We start from the raw sequence: 2,144 nt of genomic DNA on the forward strand, positions 1-2,144 counted from the left end.
GCACCAGCCCCGCCCACGCGTGGCACGTCGAGCACGGCGCCCTGTTCGAGGACGTCGGACAGTGGAAGCGCCCCTGGTACTACCCCCGCAGCGGCGAGGACATGGACGCCGCCGTCGCCCGGGAGTGCCGCGCCGCCCGCGAGGGTGTCGCGTTCATGGACGCCACCACCCTCGGCAAGATCGAGATCCGCGGTGCCGACGCCGCCGAGTTCCTCAACCGCGTCTACACCAACCCCTTCCTCAAGCTGGCGGTGGGCAAGGCCCGCTACGGCGTCATGTGCACCGCAGCAGGCATGGTCTTCGACGACGGGGTCACCCTTCGTCTTGCAGAGGACCGCTTCTTCATGACCACGACCACGGGCGGGGCGGCCAAGGTGCTCGACTGGCTCGAGGAGTGGAGCCAGACGGAGTGGCCCGAGCTCGACGTCACCTTCACCTCGGTCACCGAGCAGTGGGCGACGGTGGCGGTCGTCGGCCCGCGGTCGCGCGACGTCATCGCGAAGCTCGCCCCGGACCTCGACGTGTCGAAGGAGGGCTTCGGGTTCATGGAGTTCCGCGAGACCACCCTCATCTCCGGCATCGACGCGCGCATCTGCCGCATCACCTTCTCCGGGGAGCTGGCCTACGAGATCAACGTCCCGCGCTGGTACGGGCTCAAGATCTGGCACGACGTGGCCGCCGCCGGCGAGGAGTTCGACATCACGCCCTACGGCACCGAGACCATGCACGTGCTCCGTGCCGAGAAGGCCTACCCCATCGTCGGGCAGGACACCGACGGCACGATCACGCCCCACGACCTGGGGATGGACTGGGTGGTCAGCAAGACCAAGGAGTTCATCGGCCGGCGATCGTTCTCGCGCAGCTCGCACACCTCCCCGGGTCGCAAGCAGCTGGTCAGCGTGCTGCCCGTCGACCGTTCCCTCCGGCTGCCCGAGGGAGCCCAGCTGATCGAGCCCGGGGCTCTGGGCAGCTACACCGGCAAGGGCCTGCCCGACGCCCCCATCCCGATGCTCGGGTTCGTGACGTCGAGCTACCACAGCCAAGCCCTGGGACGCAGCTTCGCGCTGGCCCTGGTCAAGGACGGCCCCGACCGCATAGGGCAGACCCTGCTCGCCTCGTTCGAGGGAACGTTCGCCGAGGTGGAGGTCCACGAACCGGTGCTCTACGACAAGGAAGGTGCACGACGAGATGGCTGAGCCGACGATCACGGAGCCCGCAACCACGGTGCGCGCAACGCCAGAGAGCCCGACCGCTCCGACGACGTCGAGCCGTGCGTCCACCTTCGGCGCCCGGGTGTCGACGGAGAGCGCCAACCCGCTGACACACCGGCGCAGCCCCGGCGCCGACCTCATGGAGCTCATGGCATCCGGCTCGCGCAGGACCGTCACCCTGCGGGAGCTGCCGTTCGCCACTCACCTGTCGCTCCGAGCCGGGTCGCCGTCCGCGGTGGAGGCTCTCGAAGGCGTCCTGGGTGCACCCCTGCCCGACCGCGTCGGGGCCGTCGGCTCCGGCGACCGTGGCCCGGGCCGCCCCGTCGACGTCATCTGGCTGGGGCCCGACGAGTGGCTGGCAGTGCTCGGGGACGAAGCGGTCACCGGCGAGAGCGGACCCCAGCTGGTGGCTGCGCTGAGCGCGGCCATCGAGGGACAGCGCGGTCAGGTGGTCGACGTGTCGGCCAACCGCGCGACGCTGGAGCTGTCCGGACCCCGCGCACGCGCGGTGCTCGACAAGGTGGTCCAGCTCGACCTGCACCCCCGGGAGTTCCCCGTCGGTCGTGCGGTGTCCACGCTGCTCGAGTCGGTCCAGGTCATCCTGTGGCGCACCACCGAGGACACGTGGCTGGTCATGCCCCGGGCCTCCTTCACGGAGTTCGTCACCCGCTGGCTGCTCGACGGCATGCGCGAGTTCGACTGATGGCGCTCAGCGCCCTCGACCTGTTCTCCGTGGGCATCGGTCCCTCCTCGTCCCACACGGTGGGACCGATGCGCGCGGCGCGGCGGTTCGCTCTGTCGCTGAAGGAGATCGGTCTGCTCGAGCAGACGCGTCGGGTGCACGCCCAGCTGTTCGGGTCGCTCGGGGCGACCGGTCACGGACACGGCTCCGACCGGGCGGTCCTGCTCGGTCTCGAGGCGGAGGACCCGGAG

General features: G+C 70.5%; 3 protein-coding genes. All 3 read left to right on the forward strand.

From position 1 onward, the window contains the following. The coding region (locus tag ACPYOM_RS21755) for a glycine cleavage T C-terminal barrel domain-containing protein (RefSeq protein ID WP_481347553.1) at positions 1-1,196 on the forward strand (1,196 nt) is incomplete at its 5' end. Next, positions 1,189-1,914 (forward strand): sarcosine oxidase subunit gamma, encoded by a 726-nt coding sequence (locus ACPYOM_RS21760; protein WP_481347554.1) that lies wholly within the window; start codon positions 1,189-1,191, stop codon positions 1,912-1,914. The genes ACPYOM_RS21755 and ACPYOM_RS21760, both read left to right, overlap by 8 nt. Continuing rightward, the coding region (locus ACPYOM_RS21765) for a serine dehydratase beta chain (RefSeq protein ID WP_481347555.1) at positions 1,914-2,144 on the forward strand (231 nt) is incomplete at its 3' end. The genes ACPYOM_RS21760 and ACPYOM_RS21765, both read left to right, overlap by 1 nt.

Source organism: Monashia sp. HAY1-2A (assembly GCF_056755315.1).

Coding starts and splice junctions, on each gene's coding strand:
- ACPYOM_RS21760 (WP_481347554.1), top strand. CDS start 1,189: ATGGCTGAGCCGACGATCACGGAGCCCGCAACCACGGTGCGCGCAACG.